Below are 15,235 nucleotides of genomic sequence, written 5' to 3'. Positions count from 1 at the left end.
CCCGTGTGGGGAACCGCAAGATGGCACGAGACATGACATCCGATGCTAGAAGTCGCCAGCTTCTGGAAGCGATTTCGGATGTCCAGTCCATCTATATCGGGGGCGAGGAATCCGCCTACGCCTCGTTCAACAGGCTGCTGGCCATTCTGCTCGACATCACGGAGTCCGGATACGGGTTCGTGGGCGAGGTCGTCGGCGAGGGCGACGGGGTCAATCCCTGGCTGCGCACCTGGGCGATGACCGATATCAGCTGGGACGCGCAATCTCGGGCGCTCTATGAGCAATCGGGACAGGAAGGCGTAATGGAGTTCGTCAATACCGAGCTGATCTTCGCCTCGGTGCTGAATTCCCACAAGCCGGTCATTGCAAACGCGCCCGACCTCAAGGTGAACCTGCCCCCTGGCCATCCGGCCATGACAGCCTTCATGGCCCTGCCCATGATGAACGGGGACGAGCTGCTGGGGATCGCCGGCGTGGCCAACCGCAAGGGCGGGTATGACGCCGAGCTGGCCGAATTCCTCACCCCCCTGACCAACACGATCGGGGCCTTCATCAAGGCTCGGCGTCTGGATGAGGCGGCCCGCCAGACCCAGGCGCGGCTCGAGCACTCGGAATCGCGCTATGCGCTGGCGATCTCGGGCACGGGCGCGGGCATCTGGGAATGGAACGCGGATGAGGAGACGCTCTACTGGTCAGAGCGCCTGCTCGAAATCATGGGGCTTCCGGAAAGCTATCAGCCGCCCACCTCGAAATCGGGTCTCGATTTCATGCATCCGGGTGATCGTGAGCGCTATCAGACGGCGATCTGGCGTCATCTGGAGGATGGCACCCCCTTGCGCGAGCGCTTGCGGGTGCGCCACGCCGACGGACACTGGATCTATGTGGAATCCCATGGCCAGGCTGAGCAGGTTGAACCCGGCGCCCCCCGGCGCATGGTCGGCACCCTGGTCGATGTCAGCGAGATCGCCGATGCGGAATCGCGGGCGCTCAAGGCGCGTCTGACCGCCGAAGTGGCCATCACCAGCGCGAACATGGGCCGCTGGTGGTATTCGGTCGAAGACTCGGTGATCTATCTCGACAGCCGGTTCGCCGCCTTGCTCGGCCGTCCTGATCTGGTCGACAAGCCCTTCCCCTGGGCGGACATGTTGATGCTGATGGTGCCCGAGGATCGCGACAATGTTTCCCGCACCCTTGAGAACACCCTCAAGTCCGAGGATGGGCGCATCACGCTGGCGCACCGCATCATCCGCCCGGATGGCGAAGTGGTCTGGCTGCAGGTGGACGGAGCCGTCATTCGTCGCGACGAGACCGGCGCCCCCCGGGAAATGACCGGCATCGCGGCGGACCAGACTCCGTTGCGCAAGGCCGAGCAGGAAGCCAACGAACATCGCCGGTTATACGAGCTGGCGATCAAGGGCTCCGACCTCACGGTTTTCGATCTCGACTTCAAGACCGACCAGCTCTTTGCCTCGCCCGGCTATTACCAGATGACGGGCAATCCCCAGCCCTCGAGCGTGCGCCGGATATCGGACTTCCTGGCCGCCGTGCATCCGGATGATCTGGCGGCGGTCCAGAAGACCCTGCGCGAGCCGGAGGTCAAACCCGGCGATCCCGGTCCCCACAAGCAGAATCTGGTGTTCCGCCTCCAGCACCGGGAGGGCCATTATCTCTGGGTGGAGGGGGTGGGCGAAGTCCTGTGCGATGCGGACGGACGCCCGGAACGGATTTCGGGCACGCTGCGCAATATCACGGACAAGCTGAGGATCGAGCAGGAAGCCCGTCAGGCGGGCATGCGCGCCCAGATGGCGCTGCGTGTGGCGGGGCTGGGCGTCTGGGACCTGGATTCCGAAAGCGGGCTTCTGAGGCTGGACGCCACGCTGGCGGATATACTGGGCAGGCCTGAACTGGCCTATCAGGAGATCAGCACGGAAACCCTGATCGCGTTTGCGCACCCCGAGCACCTGTCCGAGGTGCGGGAGATGTCCGAGGCCCTGCTGCGCGGCGATCACGAGCAGACGAACCTGGAACACATGATCATCAATGGCCGTGGCGAAACGGTCTGGATCAAGGTCTATATCCGGATCGTCGACCGGGATCACAATGATCTGCCCATTCGCATGATCGGGATTGTCGAGGATCTCACCCAGCACAAACGCGCCGAAGATACGCTGAAGGCGGCCCTCGCTCACGCCGAGGCGGCCAGTGAAGCCAAATCCCAGTTCCTGGCGAATATGAGCCATGAAATCCGAACGCCGCTGAATGGCGTTCTGGGCATTGCGCAATTGCTGGCGTTGACCGACCTCAACGACCGCCAGAAGGAGTTTGTCCAGACGATCCGGTCCTCGGGCCGGGCCCTTCTGTCGATCATCGAGGATATTCTGGACCTGTCCAAGATCGAGGCGGGCAAGCTCAAGCTCGTTCAGCGCCCCGTGCGCCCTTCCGACGTCATTGAGGAGACGGTGCAGGCGCATGCGCCCGACGCCGAGCGCAAGGCCTTGCCGTTGCGGCTCTCCCAGGCGCCGGAATTGTCGCGTGTGGCGATGGTGGACGCCAATCGGGTCCGCCAGATTCTCAGCAACCTTCTGGGCAACGCCATCAAGTTCACCGAAACCGGAGAAGTTCGGGTGGACGCGCTCTGGACCGAGACGGGCCGCATCCGGGTCGAGGTTCATGATACCGGGCCCGGAATGAGCGAAACCGTCCAGAAACGGGTCTTCGGGCGTTTTGAACAGGCGGACATGTCCCATTCGCGCAGCCATGAAGGCTCGGGTCTGGGCCTCGCGATCGCGCGCGAACTGGTGGTCTTGATGGGCGGCCAGATCGGGGTCCACTCCCGTCCGGGGCAGGGGGCGTGCTTCTGGTTCGAATTCCCGGCCCGGCCGGCCGATCTTGATGACGAGCCCCAGGAAACGGCGCAGTCCAGATTGCGCTATACGCCGGAAGCGCCGGCCCGGGACAAGCGCGTGCTGGTGGTTGACGATCAGAAGGTCAATCGCGATGTCACCGCCGAGATGGTGCGCCAGGGCGGGTATGAACCTGTGGTGGCGGCCAGCGGCGGAGAGGCGCTGGAATTGCTCCAGGCCGAACCCTTTGACGCCGTCCTGATGGACCTTCACATGCCCGGCATGGGCGGAGAGGAAGCGATCCGGCGCATTCGCGCCGGCGAGGCGGGAGCCGCCGCCATTCCGATTTACGTGGTCAGCGCCGACGCCACCGTGGAAACACGTTCGCGGGTCCAGTCACTGGATGTGGAGGGGTATTTCAGCAAGCCTGTGGAGTTGCAGGCCATCGTGAACGCGCTGAACGGATTGAATTCGGGCGTGTCCGCACGCGCTCATCCCCCTCAGGGCGCAGAGCATTGACGCTTGAGAGTGGAACCAATCGCCCTAGCTGACGTTATCAAAGCTAAAGGAGGCGATATGACCATTCGAGCAGAAAAAACCGAAGCACGCCAAGGTGAGCGCCGGAACTGGCAGGAACATGTCCTCTATGCCTCCTTGGGAGGTGCGGTCATTGCGCTCGCCGTGATTGCGTTTGTCTTCATCATCTAGGGTTTGATCTCTGGTATATTGAAGCTAGTCTGGCGCCGACAGGCATCCATCACGGGGCCTGCGTCGCCGCATCCGGTCCGGAAAGGTCAATAAAATCCTAAAATGGACTGCGCATCGCCATTTCCGGTGCTAGGGTCCCGAAGCGTCGCCCGTGGGGAGGCTGACGCCCTGGATTGAGGGAGGCCGAGATGGGCCTGATCTTTGCGCGTGCGACCAACGCCACTTTCACGATTTTCCTGTCCTTCGTGCTGTCCTACATCATGCTGATCAGCATGGGCATTCTCTGGCCGGAAGGTCTCGACTGGCTGGTGCAGCGCGCCAAGGATTTCGAGGCTTTGATCCTGCGGCCCGACATTCCGGTGCGCTACAAGGTCTGGATGGATCTGCTGATCGAGGAGGGCGCCATCCTGCTGCTGTTCTTCACTCTGATTGCGCGGATCATTGTCGCCCTGGTCGGCAGTGCGATCTCGGCGCCGTTCAAGAAGCATTAGCGGACGTTTCAGACGCACTTGAGCAACTGGTCAAAGCGGGCGGATTTGGGCACTCTTCGCCCATGATCGACCCGCGCGCCGCCCATATCCTTGTCGTTGATGATGATGACCGCATTCGCGATCTTCTGACGAAGTTCCTGCGCGCGCGAGGTTTGCGCGTCACCTCCGCCAGCGACGGCAGGAAAGCGCTCTCGTTGCTGGCGCAGATGCGCTTTGACCTGATCATCCTCGACGTGATGATGCCGGGCGCGGACGGATTTGAAGTCACCGAAACCGTGCGCCAGACCGATGCGACGCCCATCCTCCTGCTGACCGCGCGCGGCGAGCCCGAAGATCGCATCAAGGGGCTCAGCCTCGGGGCGGACGATTATCTCGCCAAACCGTTCGAGCCTGAGGAGCTGGTGCTGCGCGTGCAGGCGATCCTGCGCCGCGCCCTGCCGCAGACCCGCGGGCCGTCGGCGGTCGCCTTCGGGCCCTGGCGGTTCGAGATCGAAAGCGGGCAATTGAGCGAAGACGGCAAGTCCGTGCGTCTGACCGGTGGTGAGACCGCGCTTCTGGCCGCACTGGCCAAATCCAATGGCGAGGCGGTGTCGCGGCAGTCGCTGTCCGAGCAGGCCGCCAATGGCGCGGGCGAGCGGGCGGTGGACGTGCAGATCACCCGTCTCAGACGCAAGATCGAACTGGACCCCAAGGCCCCGCTCTATATCCAGACCGTGCGGGGGTCGGGCTACAAGCTGGTGGCGGATCCGGTCTACGACGTTGCTGAAGGCTAGGGCCGGATGCGCTTCTCTATCAAACCCTATCTGCCCAAGGGCCTGTTCGAGCGATCACTGCTGATCATCGTACTGCCCGTGGCGCTGATGCAGGGGGCTGTGACCTGGGCCTTCTTTGACCAGCACTGGCAGACCACGACGGCGCGCCTGAGTGAAAGCGTGGCGGGTGAGGTGGCGCTGGTGGTCGCGCTTTATGAACGCGAAGGCCCTGAACAGTTCGACGCGCTGGCGAATCTCGCCTTCGCCACCACCGATCTCAGCGTAGAGTTTCGCGAGGGAGATGCGCTCCCCACCACCCGCCGCACGGCGTTTTTCCGCGCGCTGGACCGGACGCTCAGAAGCGCGCTGGGCGATGAGCTGAACCACGCCTTCTGGTTCGACACCACGCGCTATCCCTCCTATGTCGACATCCGCGTGCAGGTAGATGGCGGTGTCCTGCGCTTCATCGCCGTGCGCGACCGGGTGTTCGCCACCACCGGGCATATCTTCCTGATCTGGCTGTTCCTCGCGACAGGCCTTTTGCTCACCGTCGCCATCCTGTTCATCCGCAATCAGGTCAAACCGATCCGCCAGCTCGCCGAGGCCGCCGAAGCTTTCGGTCGGGGTCAGGATGTGGAGCGCTTCAAGCCCGCCGGCGCGCGTGAAGTGCGCCGCGCCAGCGCCGCCTTCCTCGACATGCGCGGCCGGCTCAAGCGCCATATCGAACAGCGCACGCAATTGCTCGCGGGCGTCAGCCATGACCTCAGAACCCCGCTCACCCGCCTACGCCTCCAGCTCGCCCTTATGCCGCAAAGCGAGGAGCGGGACGCCGCGCGCCGCGATCTCGCGGACATGGAGGCCGCGCTCGAGGAATATCTCGCCTTCGCCCGTGGTCAGGCGGGGGAGGAGCCTGAAAGCCTCGACCTCACCGCCCTGTGCGAGACGCTGGCGGACGACGCCGCGCGCGAGGGCGTCGATCTGCGGCTCGAGGTGGAGGACGGGCTCATCGTGCAGGCGCGCGAGAGCGCCCTGAAACGCGCGCTCGCCAATCTCGTCTCCAATGCGGCCGCCCATGCCGAAGACGTGCTGCTGAGCGCGCGCCGCAATGGCTCGCGCCTTGAAATCCTCATCGATGATAACGGCCCCGGCATTCCCGCTGATCAGCGGGAGGACGCCTTCAAGCCCTTCTCGCGCCTCGACGAAAGCCGCAACGCCAACCGCAAGGGCGTCGGCCTCGGCCTCGCCATCGCTCGCGACACCCTGCGCGCCCATGGCGGGGAATTGCGGCTCGAGGACTCCCCGCTCGGCGGTCTGAGGGCGCGGGTCAGCCTGCCGGCCTAGAGGCTGCCCCCCTCTTCCCTGAAGGCTGTCAGGGAAGAGGGGCGCCTCGCCTTACTGATTGTCGAAGCCGAAATCGGTCAGGCCTCCGGTCCGGGTGACGGCGAAGCGCCGCATGCGGACGGTGTCCGAGAACTGACCGGTGTTGGCGAACACCCGGAAGGTGACATTGGCGCGCGCGAAATCGCCGCAATCGGCCAGATCATTGCTGGTGATGACAAAGTCGCCGTCGCTGACGCGACCGGGGCGCACCGTGAGTTCGCAGTCGAGATAGCTGCCGCGATACTCCCCGGAGGCCGCATGGGCGAGCGCCGCCTGGATGCGGGTGGGCGCCCCGGTGATGCCCGTGATGCGGAAGACATTCTGGGTGCCGACCGTACTGTCTCCGGTCCATTCGAAGGGACCGAACACCACATTGGACTGCCCGTCATCGCCCTCACGAATGGTCGGCGCGGTCTGGAAGGCGTGATCGAAATTGAAATCGGTCAGGTCGCCATGGGCCCCGATCGCGATCCGCCGCATGCGTACGCCGTCCGGCATGGTCTCGGCGGCGGCGGTGATCCGGAAGCTGAGGTCCGCACGACCGAAGGCGCCGCAATCGACGAGGTCCGACGTGCTTATGAGATAGTCGTGCGCGCCGGCGCGCTCGGGGCGAATCTGCAGGGTGCAGTCGGAGTATGCGCCGTCATAGCCGCTGGCGGCGGCGTTGTTGATGGCGACCTCGATCTCGCCGGGAACGCCATCAAGCCCCGAAATCCGGAACAGGTTCCGTGTCGGCGCATTGGCGTCGCCGGTCCACTCGAAAAGCCCGGCCTCGACCTCGACGCGGCCGCCTGAAATCGCTTCAGGCTGCAGGGGCGTGTCCATCAACTGATCAAAGGAGAAATCGGTGACCGATCCGTCCGCCGTGGTGACGAGGCGGGTCAGGGTGACGCTTTCGGAATAATCGGCGATGTCGGTGAAGCGGAAGCTGAGATCCGCCCGACCGAAATCCCCGCATGCAGCGAGATCGGCGCTGGTGAAGTCATAGATCCCGTTTGCAACCCTGCTCGGGGGGATGTCCACCGCGCAATCGCTGAACGCGCCGTCGAACCCGTCCGCCGCGGCGTTGGCGATCGCGATGTCCATGCTCTGTGGGATACGGTCCTCGAGGCCGGACAGGCGGAAGCGGTGCAGGCGCCCGCTCGCCGGCGTTTCAGTCCATTCAAAGGGGCCGAATGTCAGCGCGCCGGGACCTTCCCCCCAACGCGACAGCGGCGAGCGGTCCGCCACCATGTCGGTGAGCATGCCGCTCTCGCTGACCCGGAACCTACGCAGCAGGATGCGCTCGCCCAGATCGGCGGGATGAGGCGTGATGCGGAACACCAGATCGGCGGAGCCAAAGGCGCCGCAGGCCGCCAGGTCCTGAGCGAGGATGAGATACTCGCCGCCGGACCGGCGTCCGGGCCGGACCTCCAGATCGCAATCGCTGAATGCGCCCTCAAAACCGGCGATCCGGGGATCGCGGAAGGCGACTTCGATCCGTTCGGGCGGGGCCCTGTCCAGACCGGTCACGCGGAAGATGTCGCGGCCCTCGCCCTCGGGCTCCAGCACGTCCGGGAACGGCCCGAAGGCGCGCTTGCCCGGCTCGTTCAGGCGGATCATCTGCGTGGTGGCGAGACCGCTGGTGCGGCCATTGCCGGTTTCATTCCGGATCTCGTCCTGCAGGCTCAGGCCCACGCGATAGGCGCCCGGGGGATAGTTCGGCGGGATGCGGACGTTGAACGAACCGCTGCCGCGGGTCTGGCCGTTGAACTGGATCAGGGGCGTCGTCAGGATGGATTGCCGCTTGGCCGCCTCGTCATGGGCCAGCCAGAGCGACAGGCTGCGCAGTCCGGAGCCGCCCAGATCCTCCACGTCATAGTCGACCCGCACCGTTGCGCCCAGCTCGGAGGCCTCCACGGCGTCCGGCGTCAGGGTCAGGCGGTGGATGACCGGCGCCAGGGTGTCGGACTCCCCGTTCCGGATGGTCAGGGTCCGGTCCTCGGTCAGATCGTCCTGGTTGAGGAAGAGGATGTTCCGGGCCGTGTCGCGGGCCTGGACGCTGATGTAATACTGCCCCGACGGGGTTCCGGCCGGCACGTTCAGGAAGGTGCGCCCCTGCAGCTCGGTCTCCCCGGACAGGGAGATCAGCGAGTTGCTGATCGCGCCGTCATAGGTGGGCGAATCCACGTGGTAGAGCCCGAAGGAGACGTAGTCGAGACCGGCGCCGCCGGGCTCGCTGACATCAAAGGCGATCTCGATCCGGCCATCCTGGCCCTCCAGCGTCAGCGGATCGGGCGTGACCTCCAGCGCGTTCAGCACCGGGTCCAGCGTGTCGCTCGCCGTGTTCACGATGGTCACGGACGGCGTCGGCTGGCTGAGATCATTGGAGTTCTCGGCGTGATCGAACGCCCACAGGAACACCTTGTACTCGCCTGGCCGCGTATACGGGTTCACATCGATGCGCACCCGGCCCGTGGACCGGTTGCCGCTCAGCGCGTGCTGCCCGCCATCAATATCCGGAGCGGTGAAATCGCCCACGAGCTGCAGTTCGAGCAGCATCATGTCGAGATAGGAGCCGCCCGTATCGGTGATCTCGTAGTCCACCCAGAGCGTGGTCTCGCCCGCATCGATATCGAGCGTTTCAGGCGTGATCGTCAGCGATTGCACGACCGGCCGGTCCGTATCGACCGCCTCGGGCCGATCCGGGCCGGCCTGCAGGTGCGCCGTCGCGCCCGCCATCTCCCCATCCGAGCCGGGCTCAAGGGTTGCAGGGCTGCGGATCAGCCGCGTCGGCGCAGGGCCGTCCGCAGACACGATCAGACTCTGAAGCTCGTCCCGCAAGAGGGCGCAGGCCCCGGCATCCGCATCACAGGTCTGAAGCCGCCGCTCATAGGCGAGGATCTGCGCGGCCGGCAGGCCCTCTCGGGCGCGCGCATCCAGCGCGCGCGCGGCCTCGGCCCGGCCTGCGGCCAGACCGGCTCCGGAGGACATCTGCGCCAGCGCCGCCGGGGCGCCGATGGCGCTGATGACCAGGGCGCAAAGCCCTGCCGTGATGCGTGAATGCGCCATTCTTCCCCTCCAGATTGCGCGACCCTGTTCGAGACCCACTATAAGGGGAGCAGCGGATCTGAAAACCCGCTTTCACAATGTGTTAAGCTTTTATGCAGCCCCGCCGCCCGGCCCGTCCGGGCGCCGGCTCCCGCAGGTCTCCCCGTCGCGCTTGCAGTCCTCATACTCCGGCGGCAGGGGTTTGATGCCCAGGGCTTCGCGGTGGGCGTCGGTGAACTCTTCGCCCTCTTTCAGCCCGGCCCGCTCGCGCAGATGCGCGGCGAGGCGATCGAGCCGACGATCCATCTCGTCATAATAGCGGCTGGCGTCCTCCGCCGTCTTCGGCTGCGGCGCGCTGGCGCGCATGCGGTCATAGCGCTCGGCGAGGCGCAACGCCTGCTCGGCCTGTCGCAAGCGCCCCGCGCCGGTCAAGGCGAGCGCGCGCTGTTTGAGACTGCGCGCCATCTGCCCCCATTGCTCGGCGGTGATTTCGGGGGCGTCTTCGCGCGCTTCTTTCTCTTCACCCTCTTTCCCATACTGAAACCCCGGACTTGATCCGGGGCCTCCCTCCGCGTGTGGCGCCTCATTCTGATGGAGGTCCCGGCTCAAGGCCGGGAATTCAGGTGAGGGAGAGGCCGCACCCAAACCCCGCCCCGACGCGGCCCAGGCCGTCGCCTCCAGATCGCAAACGCGAAAGCCATGCGCCTCGGCCCAGCGATAGATGGTGCTCACCGTCACGCCGCAGGCGCGGGCGATCTCGGCGGTCTCCGCCCCCGCCTCCCGCATCGCCCTTGCCCGGGCGATCCTCGGATCCATGATGTCAGGTGTCTCAGCGCTCATGCCCTTGAAGGTAGGGGGTGAGGGCGGGGTGGGGGATAGGGTGGCGTTCTCCGCTTTGAATCTCCCTCTTTCCCAAACTGAAACCCCGGCCTTGAGCCGGGGCCTCCCTCCGCGTCTGGCTCCATATCCTGATGGAGGTCCCGGCTCGCGCTGCGCGCGTCCGGGAATTCAGTTTGGGGGAATAAGACTCTCCCCCTCGGTCCTCGGGCTTGACCCGGGGACCCAGACTAGCCGAGCCGCCGCATGGGCCTCCCCCGCCCTTAACTCTCCCTCTTTCCCCGCGCAGGCGGGGATCCAGAGATCATCAAGCGCCGCGACTCCGGCTCTGGGCCCCCGCCTTCGCGGGGGAAGAGAATAAGACTCTCTCCCTCTCGGTCCTCGGGCTTGACCCGGGGACCCAGACCAACCGAGCCGCCGCATGGGCCTCCGGATCAAGTCCGAAGGCCGAGAGGTTGGGGCAAGCTCCACATCACTCCCCCGTCATTCCGGACTTGATCCGGGATCTACTGCAGGCGTCTCTGCGATCAGAACAGAGCGTTTCCGGCGGATCCCGGCGCGCTGCGCGTCCGGGATGACAGAGTGGCGGGGCAGGCGGGGCGCTGGCGGCTCACTGTCACGCCGCAGGCGCGCGCGATATCGGCGGTCTCCTCCCCCGCCTCCCGCATCGTCCGCGCCCGGGCGATCCTCGGATCGGTGATGTCAGGTGTCTCAGCGCTCATGCCCTTGACGGTAAGGGGTAGGGGGTGAGGGCGAGGTGGGGGATAGGGTGGCGTTCTCAGTGTTTCACTTTGTTCTCATTCAAGCCTCAGCATGGAAAAGAACAGGTGTCAGTTTTGCCGTTTTGGTGAGCGCGTCTGGTCGCTAGTAAGGTGTTCGAAGATAAAAAAATCGCTTATTGATTGATTTTGGATGAGTTGATATCTGCGTATAATCCGTGTGCTGTTGATTGAGAAATTTGATGAGCAATTGGCCTTCAGAGCAGTTTAATCCGTTAGAACTGACCTTGGATCCTTTAAATCCAAGAATTGAAGTTCCGGAAAATGCAAGCCAAGCGGATATTATTTCCGCCATGTTCGAGTATGAGGAAATAGTTGAGCTAGCAAATAAAATAGCAGCAGAGGGAATGCTGCCTGGTGAAAGGATTATCGTAACAAGGGAAAATGGTTTTGTAATGGTTCTTGAGGGAAACAGAAGAGTTACCTCGTGCCAAGTGCTCTTAAACCCCTCATTGATTCCTGAAGCCTATAAAAGAGATATCATTAAGCCAACAGAAGATGTGTTGCACGACATCAGAAATATTCAAGCTGATGTCTCTCCCGATAGGCATTCGGCTGAGCGAATATTAACGATTCGGCATACTGAGCCGGGTATAAAAAAGTGGACTCCCATCGCAAAAATGCGAAGGGCCGCAAGGCTATATGATTTAGGGGAGCCGGTAGCCTCGATTGCCAAAATGCAAGGCGCTAGTGAGGAGGCGGTTCGGAGAGTTATCCGAGAGTATAACCTTCTCAGAATGGCTCAAGAAACACCCCGTCTGCATAAAGCAGAAAAGGCATTATTATTTGACCCTAAGTTAAAAGTGAATCCATATCTTAGATTTTGGACGCTAGCTGGAGTGATGGACGCATTTCAGCTTTCTTTTGATGCTTATCAAGTGCCTAAGACTAGCTTAGACAAAAAGACTTTCCATCCAGCAATGCGTAAAATAGTTAAAGGATTTTTTGTTCCGGACCCCAAAACCGGAAAAACCACTTACGACACGAGAACTGATCAGAAGAAAATTTTGCGTGATATTGGGCTTGCTGTTTCAAGTGATGGCGCAACACGTGCAGAAAAACCCACGAAGCCTGCTAATTCCAAGGCCGCTGTAACTGAAGATAAAAAATTAGACAGAAAACCTGTTATAAGTCCAACAAGAAAATCTCTAAAGCCGGATTTGTTTTTCGAAAGTTTGGTCTGTGGCGTAGAAGATGATACGCTCAAACAAGTAATTCATGAGATAAATAAAATAAATCCTTATGAGTTCCCGTTGACTAGTACATTCTTATTCCGGGCTCTTATTGAATCTACGATTTATTATCTGCTCTCTCAGGCTGGCGATTTGCCGAAATCTAAAATGCCTGGGCTAAAGGGCTACGTAAACCACCTGATAGCAAATCCTCACCATCTGCCAGATGACAGGGCGCGTGACGTGCTGGATGGGGTAAGGAGCAGGGGGGAGCTAGATTATCTTAGCATCTCGGCTCACGGCCAGTGGGCGCATGCGGATGCTGGGCGTATTGTGTCACTCGCAAATCAGCTGCGGCAGTTTATTAGGAGTGTTGTTCAGTGAATTGGGGGTATCAATCACCGCTTCGTTACCCGGGATCGAAAAGAAAATTTGCCTCTATTGTTAAGCGGTATGTAGAGGCCTCTTATTCGGGGAACAAAACTTTAATTGAGCCTTATGCGGGTGGAGCGAGTGTTTCTATTTCATTGCTTTCATCGGGGCATATTAGATCGGCTGAGTTGTATGATCTTGACCCGCTCGTAGTGGCTTTTTGGAAAGCCGTACGTGATTGTCCTAAGGATTTAATTGCTATAATTGAAAGTTGCGAACTAAGCATTGAAAACTGGGTTGTCCAAAAGAGAATTGCAGAAGAATATAATGGCGAAGGTGATGATTTGAGCGCCGCATTTTCTTTCCTTTTTTTAAATAGAACTAATTTTAGTGGAATAATTGGTGCGGGGCCAATCGGGGGCATGTCACAATCATCTAAGTATAAAATTGGGTGTCGATTCAACAAAGATCGAATATGCAAAACAATAGAAACTATGTCTAAAATTATGCAGAATGTGATTATTGAATGCAGAAGTGCACAAGAGGTTTTTTTGGACAGAGCGAACGACGATAGGGTTTTTTGGTTTATTGATCCGCCATATATATCCATGGGAAAGAGGCTATATAGATTTTTTTATGACATTGAAGAGCAAGAAAAGTCTGCGGCCTTGATTGGAGGTTTGAGTGGGGACTGGATTTACACTATTGATGATGAGAAGTTTATTAGAGAGAACTTTAGCATACATGCTATTAGGTCGGTGGTGTGGGAATATTATTTGAAAACAAGGTCTTTGAAGGAAGAGTACTTTGCGGTTTCTGATAGCCTTGGCTATTCTGTGCAGGAGGGCTTTCCAGAAGCAGCTGAATTCACTGAGGACTATTTGCGAGTTGGAAATATATAGTCCTTAAATTTAGTGCTTCTGTCTGAGTGATAGGCCGTTAAGTGGGCTTCCATCAAGCTCTGAGGCGATCAAAGGCATGGAGAAAGTTTGGTGGTTAACATCTTAAGCCCCCTCCAGCTTCTTGATCTCATCCCCCCGGATCAAGTCCGGGGCAGGCTCCACCACGCCACTACGCCTCGTGCAGGCCGGGGCGCAAGGCCCCGGATCCTTACACAGCGTCCGCTGTGTCATCGGTGAGCTTCTTGATCTCATCCCTTAGACGCGCGGCTTCCTCAAACTCCAGATCCGCTGCGGCCTCACGCATCCGCTTCTCCAGATCCGCGATCGTGGTCTTGAGATTGTTGGGTTCGAAGCGGGCCTGATCCTCGGCCACCGCGCGGTCGCGCTTCTTGTCGCGTTTCTTGCCGCGGCCCTTGGCGGTTTCTTCCATCACGCCTTGCAGGATATCGCTGACGCCGCGGGTGACGGTGCGCGGGGTGATGCCGTGCTCCTGGTTATGGGCGATCTGTTTCTCGCGGCGGCGTTCGGTCTCCTGCATGGCCCGCTCCATGGAGCCGGTGATGCGATCGGCATAGAGGATCACCCTGGCGTCGGCGTTGCGCGCGGCGCGGCCGATGGTTTGGACGAGCGAGGTTTCAGAGCGCAGGAAGCCTTCCTTGTCCGCATCAAGAATGCCCACAAGGCCGCATTCGGGGATGTCGAGGCCTTCGCGGAGCAGGTTGATGCCCACAAGGACGTCGTATTCGCCGAGGCGCAGATCACGGATCAGCTCGATCCGCTCCACCGTGTCGATGTCCGAGTGCATGTAGCGGACCTTCAGGCCCTGCTCGTGCATGTATTCGGTCAGATCCTCGGCCATTTTCTTGGTGAGGGTGGTGATGAGGGTGCGATAGCCGGCCTCGGCGGTCTTCCTCGCCTCCTCGATGATGTCATCGACCTGGCTCGAAGTCTCGGTCTGCACCGGGCGTACTTCGACGGGCGGGTCGATCAGGCCGGTGGGGCGGATGACCTGTTCGGTGAAGACGCCGCCGGTCTGGTTCAGCTCCCACTTTCCGGGCGTGGCGGAGACGTGGAGCGTTTGCGGGCGCATGGCCTCCCATTCCTCGAATTTGAGGGGGCGGTTATCCATGCAGGAGGGCAGGCGGAAGCCGTGCTCGGCCAGGGTGCGCTTGCGGTTGAAGTCGCCTTTGTACATCGCGCCCAGCTGGGGCACGGTGACATGGCTTTCATCAATGAAGACCAGCGCATTGTCGGGCAGGTATTCAAACATGGTGGGGGGCGGCTCGCCGGGCTTGCGGCCGGTGAGATAGCGCGAATAGTTCTCGATCCCCATGCAGGAGCCGGTGGCTTCGAGCATTTCAAGGTCGAACTCGGTGCGCTGTTGCAGGCGCTGGGCTTCCAAGAGCTTGCCGTTGGCTTCCATCCAGGTCAGCCGCTCGGCGAGCTCCTTCTTGATGCTGGCGATGGCCTGATTGAGCGTCGGGCGCGGGGTGACATAGTGGGAGTTGGCGTAGACGCGGACTTTCTCGAGATCGCCAATGGGGGCGCCGGTGAGGACCTCGAACTCCTGAATGCGCTCGATCTCGTCGCCAAAGAAGCTGATCCGCCAGGCGCGGGCGTCATAGTGGGCCGGGAAGATCTCCAGCACATCGCCGCGCAGGCGGAAGGTGCCGCGCTGGAAGGCGGCGTCGTTTCTTGTGTATTGCAGCGACACGAGGTCGCGCATGACCTGGCGCGGATCCTTTTCCGCCCCCACCTCCAGATCGAATACCATGGCGGTGTAGGTCTCGACCGAGCCGATGCCGTAAATGCAGCTCACCGAGGCGACGATGATGACGTCGTCGCGCTCCAGGATCGCGCGGGTGGCGGCGTGGCGCATCCGGTCGATGGCCTCGTTGATGGTGGATTCTTTTTCTATGTAGGTGTCGGTGCGCGGCACATAGGCTTCGGGCTGGTAGTAGTCGTAGTA

At 61.3% G+C, this 15,235-nt stretch carries 10 protein-coding genes; 7 read left to right on the top strand and 3 right to left on the bottom strand.

All coding sequences use genetic code 11. The features are described 5' to 3' along the window. The first annotated feature begins 32 nt into the window (after positions 1–32). The 5 genes from B2Z70_RS11805 (at position 33) to B2Z70_RS11785 (ending at position 6,135) form a co-directional block, all read left to right on the top strand. Entirely contained in the window at positions 33–3,362 is a 3,330-nt protein-coding gene (locus B2Z70_RS11805) for a PAS domain-containing protein (protein ID WP_292983506.1), read from the top strand. A 57-nt stretch (positions 3,363–3,419) separates the two neighbouring features. Then, the gene (locus B2Z70_RS11800) at positions 3,420–3,551 is read left to right on the top strand and encodes a hypothetical protein (protein ID WP_009803079.1); all 132 of its coding nucleotides are present in this window, start codon (positions 3,420–3,422) and stop codon (positions 3,549–3,551) included. Positions 3,552–3,739: 188 nt separating this feature from the next. After that, positions 3,740–4,042, top strand: coding sequence for a hypothetical protein (locus tag B2Z70_RS11795; protein WP_009803080.1), 303 nt, complete (start codon positions 3,740–3,742; stop codon positions 4,040–4,042). 62 nt (positions 4,043–4,104) lie between these two features. After that, positions 4,105–4,815 (top strand): response regulator, encoded by a 711-nt coding sequence (locus B2Z70_RS11790; RefSeq protein ID WP_292983503.1) that lies wholly within the window; start codon positions 4,105–4,107, stop codon positions 4,813–4,815. A 6-nt stretch (positions 4,816–4,821) separates the two neighbouring features. Continuing rightward, entirely contained in the window at positions 4,822–6,135 is a 1,314-nt protein-coding gene (locus tag B2Z70_RS11785) for an ATP-binding protein (RefSeq protein ID WP_009803082.1), read from the top strand. A 51-nt stretch (positions 6,136–6,186) separates the two neighbouring features. On the opposite strand, the gene B2Z70_RS11780 is transcribed toward B2Z70_RS11785, so the two are convergent. Continuing rightward, positions 6,187–9,225, bottom strand: coding sequence for an ML domain-containing protein (locus B2Z70_RS11780; RefSeq protein ID WP_292983501.1), 3,039 nt, complete (start codon positions 9,223–9,225; stop codon positions 6,187–6,189). Positions 9,226–9,315: 90 nt separating this feature from the next. Next, positions 9,316–10,020 (bottom strand): helix-turn-helix domain-containing protein, encoded by a 705-nt coding sequence (locus B2Z70_RS11775; protein WP_292983499.1) that lies wholly within the window; start codon positions 10,018–10,020, stop codon positions 9,316–9,318. Positions 10,021–11,002: 982 nt separating this feature from the next. Between B2Z70_RS11775 and B2Z70_RS11770 the strand changes: the two genes are divergently transcribed. Beyond that, a complete protein-coding gene (locus tag B2Z70_RS11770; protein WP_292983497.1) occupies positions 11,003–12,376 on the top strand; it encodes a hypothetical protein in 1,374 nt (457 codons plus the stop codon). Further along, positions 12,373–13,266 carry a DNA adenine methylase gene (locus B2Z70_RS11765; protein WP_292983495.1) on the top strand — a complete coding sequence of 298 codons (894 nt, stop codon included), beginning with the start codon at positions 12,373–12,375 and terminating at the stop codon, positions 13,264–13,266. Before B2Z70_RS11770 ends, B2Z70_RS11765 begins: the two co-directional genes overlap by 4 nt. A 208-nt stretch (positions 13,267–13,474) precedes the next feature. Here B2Z70_RS11765 and uvrB read toward each other — a convergent pair. Then, the coding region (gene uvrB / locus B2Z70_RS11760) for an excinuclease ABC subunit UvrB (protein ID WP_292983493.1) at positions 13,475–15,235 on the bottom strand (1,761 nt) is incomplete at its 5' end.

The sequence above is a fragment of the Oceanicaulis sp. UBA6590 genome, assembly GCF_002433705.1.
Classification (GTDB): Bacteria; Pseudomonadota; Alphaproteobacteria; order Caulobacterales; family Maricaulaceae; genus Oceanicaulis.
This window is presented reverse-complemented; position numbering and strand designations above follow the sequence as displayed.

Excerpts from the sequence above, each read along its gene's own strand:
- B2Z70_RS11780 (WP_292983501.1), bottom strand. The coding sequence starts at position 9,225 with ATGGCGCATTCACGCATCACGGCAGGGCTTTGCGCCCTGGTCATCAGC.
- B2Z70_RS11790 (WP_292983503.1), top strand. The coding sequence starts at position 4,105 with ATGATCGACCCGCGCGCCGCCCATATCCTTGTCGTTGATGATGATGAC.
- B2Z70_RS11795 (WP_009803080.1), top strand. The coding sequence starts at position 3,740 with ATGGGCCTGATCTTTGCGCGTGCGACCAACGCCACTTTCACGATTTTC.
- B2Z70_RS11800 (WP_009803079.1), top strand. The coding sequence starts at position 3,420 with ATGACCATTCGAGCAGAAAAAACCGAAGCACGCCAAGGTGAGCGCCGG.
- B2Z70_RS11785 (WP_009803082.1), top strand. The coding sequence starts at position 4,822 with ATGCGCTTCTCTATCAAACCCTATCTGCCCAAGGGCCTGTTCGAGCGA.
- B2Z70_RS11770 (WP_292983497.1), top strand. The coding sequence starts at position 11,003 with ATGAGCAATTGGCCTTCAGAGCAGTTTAATCCGTTAGAACTGACCTTG.
- B2Z70_RS11805 (WP_292983506.1), top strand. The coding sequence starts at position 33 with ATGACATCCGATGCTAGAAGTCGCCAGCTTCTGGAAGCGATTTCGGAT.
- B2Z70_RS11775 (WP_292983499.1), bottom strand. The coding sequence starts at position 10,020 with ATGGATCCGAGGATCGCCCGGGCAAGGGCGATGCGGGAGGCGGGGGCG.